Source organism: uncultured Pseudoflavonifractor sp. (assembly GCF_944387805.1).
Lineage (GTDB): Bacteria > Bacillota > Clostridia > Oscillospirales > Oscillospiraceae > Pseudoflavonifractor.
Map to the genome: position 1 here is coordinate 1 of NZ_CALXGI010000106.1, position 3,064 is coordinate 3,064.

Sequence of the window (3,064 nt, forward strand, 5' to 3'; positions counted from 1 at the left end):
GCCCGGTTCATGCTGGTGTGCGCCATGAACCCCTGCAAGTGCGGCTGGTACGGCCACCCGTCGGGCCGGTGCCGCTGCACCGAAGCGGCGGTGGAGAAGTACCAGGGCCGGGTGTCCGGGCCTCTGATGGACCGGATCGACCTCCACGTGGAGGTGCCGCCCCTGGAGTTCCACGAGCTGTCCCATGCCGCCCCCGCCGAGTCCTCGGCGGACATCCGGGTGCGGGTCAACGCCGCCCGGCGCATCCAGTCCGCCCGCTTCGGCCCCGACGGCCCCTCCTGCAACGCCCGCATGGGCCAGCGGGAGCTGCGGGAATTCTGTAAGCTGGACAGCGCCTGTGAGGCGCTGATGAAGGGGGCCTTCCAGCGCATGGGCCTCACCGCCCGGGGCTATGACCGCATCCTCCGGGTAGGGCGCACCATCGCCGACCTGGACGGCAGCGAGGCAATCCAGGCGCCCCACCTGGCCGAGGCGCTCCAGTACCGGCCCGGGGCTTATCTTGTAAAATAGCTATGTGAATATTAAGGAGAACGAAACGACATGGACGAGATTATCCTGATGAAGCTGGGCGAGCTGGTGCTCAAGGGCCTGAACCGCCGCAGCTTTGAAGACAAGCTCATCGCCAACGCCCAGCGCCGCCTGAAGCACTGCGGCAGCTTCAAGGTGTACTCCAAGCAGTCCACCATGTACGTGGAGCCCAAGGACGACAGCTGCGACATGGACGCCGCCTGGGAGGCCATGAAGCGCCTGTTCGGCGTGGTGGGTCTGAGCCGGGCCCGGGCCTGCGCCAAGGACAAGGACGCCATGCTGGAGACCGCCAAGACCTATCTCCGCGACAAGCTGTCTGCCGCCCGCACCTTCAAGGTGGAGGCCAAGCGGGCCGACAAGACCTTCCCCATGACCTCCATTGAGCTCTCCCAGTACGTGGGCGGCGAGCTCCACGACGCCTTTCCCAACCTGGCGGTGGACGTGCACCACCCGGAGCTAACCGTCCACCTGGAGGTGCGGGACTACGCCGCCTTTGTCCACGCCGACCCGGAGCCCGGCGCAGGCGGCCTGCCGGTGGGCATCGGCGGCCGGGCGGTGAGCCTGCTCTCCGGCGGCATCGACTCTCCCGTTGCCTCCTGGATGATGGCCAAGCGGGGTCTGGCCCTGGACATGGTTCACTTCTTCTCCTACCCCTACACCTCTCCCGAGGCCAAGGACAAGGTCATCGAGCTGGCCCGGCTGCTCACCCCCTGGTGCGGCCGCCTGACAGTCCACGTGGTGCCCTTCACCAAAATCCAGGAGGAGCTGCGCCGCTCCTGTCCCGAGGAGCTGTTCACCATTCTCATGCGCCGCTTCATGATGCGCATTGCCTGCCGGGTGGCCTACCGGGTGGGCGCGGGCGCCCTGGTCACCGGCGAGAGCCTGGGACAGGTGGCCAGCCAGACCATGTCCGCCATGCGCCTGACCGGCGCGGTGTGCGACCTGCCCATCCTCCGGCCCGTTGTGGGCATGGACAAGGAGGAGATTGTCCGCATTGCCCGGAAGATCGGCACCTTTGAGACCTCCATCCTGCCCTACGAGGACTGCTGCACCGTGTTCACTCCCCGGCACCCCCGGCTGCGCCCCCTGCCCGGTGAGATCGAGGCCGCCGAGGCCAAGCTGGACATCGAGTCCCTGGTGGATGAGGCGGTCAAGAATATCGAGCGGATTCAGGTCAACCCCTGAGCCGCCCTCCTGTTTTATTATATATCTTCGCCGGGGTTTTTCCGGCGTTTCGGAGGTCTTTTGTATGACGCATACCGCAGAACTGATTGCAGTGGGTACCGAGCTGCTCCTGGGCAGCATCGCCAATCCCCCGCACAATTGAGAATTGCGCGGGGACCCCGTTCCATTTTATTTTATCGCCGGGCGGAATGAATCCGCCCACGGCTCCGGCGCACCTGCGCCGCTGTCGGTGTTGGCGATTTGGAGGTCTTTTGTTATGACGCATACCGCAGAACTTATCGCAGTGGGCACCGAACTGCTCCTGGGCAATATCGCCAACACCGACGCCCAGATGCTCTCCAAGGGTCTCAGCGCCCTGGGCATCAACGTGTACTACCACACCGTGGTGGGGGACAACCCCCAGCGGCTGAAGGCGGCGGTGGAGGTGGCCAAGGGCCGGGCGGACATCATCATCACCACCGGCGGCCTGGGCCCCACCTGCGACGATCTGACCAAGAACGTGCTGGCCGAGTGCTTCGGCAGGAAGCTGGTGTACGACGAGGCGTCCGCCCAGCGCATCCGGGACTACTTCCAGCGGCTCCACCCCGGCGGAGCCATGACGGAGAACAACCTCCAGCAGGCTTACCTGCCCGAGGGCTGCACCATCTTCTCCAACGACTGGGGCACCGCTCCCGGATGTGCCTTTGAGGCCGGCGGCGTCCGGGTCATCATGCTCCCCGGCCCCCCCAACGAGTGCACCCCCATGTTTGAGCACCGGGCAGTGCCCTATCTCCGGGCCCTTGCCGACGGGGTCATCGCCTCCCGGACCCTGAAGCTCTTCGGCATGGGCGAGTCGGCGGTGGAGGCCAGGCTGCGGGACCGGATGAACGCCCTCACCAACCCCACCCTGGCCCCCTACGCCAAGACCGGCGAGGTGGAGCTGCGCATCACCGCCAAGGCCGCCACCGTGGAGGAAGCCCGTGCCCTCATCGTCCCGGTGGAGGAGGAAGTACGGGGCATCTTCGGCCCTCTGGTCTACGGCGCCGACGTGGCCTCCATGGAGGAGGTGGTGCTGGGCCTGCTGAAGGAGAAGGGTCTCACCCTGGGCGCCGCCGAGTCCTGCACCGGCGGCCTGGTGGCCAAGCGGATCACCGACCTGCCCGGCGCCTCCGCCGTGTTCAAGGGCGGCGTGGTGAGCTACACCAATGAAGTGAAGGCCGGGGTGCTGGGCGTCCCCCAGGAGATGCTGGATGAGTTCGGCGCTGTCAGCGCCCAGGTGGCCCGGGCTATGGCCCAGGGCGCCCGGAAGGTGCTGGGCTGCGACCTGGCCGTGTCCCTCACCGGCGTGGCGGGCCCCGACCCGGACGACCGG

Annotated in this window: 3 protein-coding genes; all 3 read left to right on the forward strand. The window is 66.9% G+C overall.

Going from position 1 to position 3,064, the window contains the following annotated elements:
• The coding region (locus Q0K06_RS13800; protein WP_294553725.1) for an ATP-binding protein at positions 1 to 510 on the forward strand (510 nt) is incomplete at its 5' end.
• A gap of 30 nt (positions 511 to 540) precedes the next feature.
• Entirely contained in the window at positions 541 to 1,713 is a 1,173-nt protein-coding gene (gene thiI, locus Q0K06_RS13805) for a tRNA uracil 4-sulfurtransferase ThiI (protein WP_294553728.1), read from the forward strand.
• 256 nt (positions 1,714 to 1,969) lie between these two features.
• Positions 1,970 to 3,064 (forward strand): competence/damage-inducible protein A (locus Q0K06_RS13810; protein ID WP_294553731.1); only part of this gene is annotated, 1,095 nt, incomplete at its 3' end.

Coding starts and splice junctions, on each gene's coding strand:
- thiI (WP_294553728.1), top strand. CDS start 541: ATGGACGAGATTATCCTGATGAAGCTGGGCGAGCTGGTGCTCAAGGGC.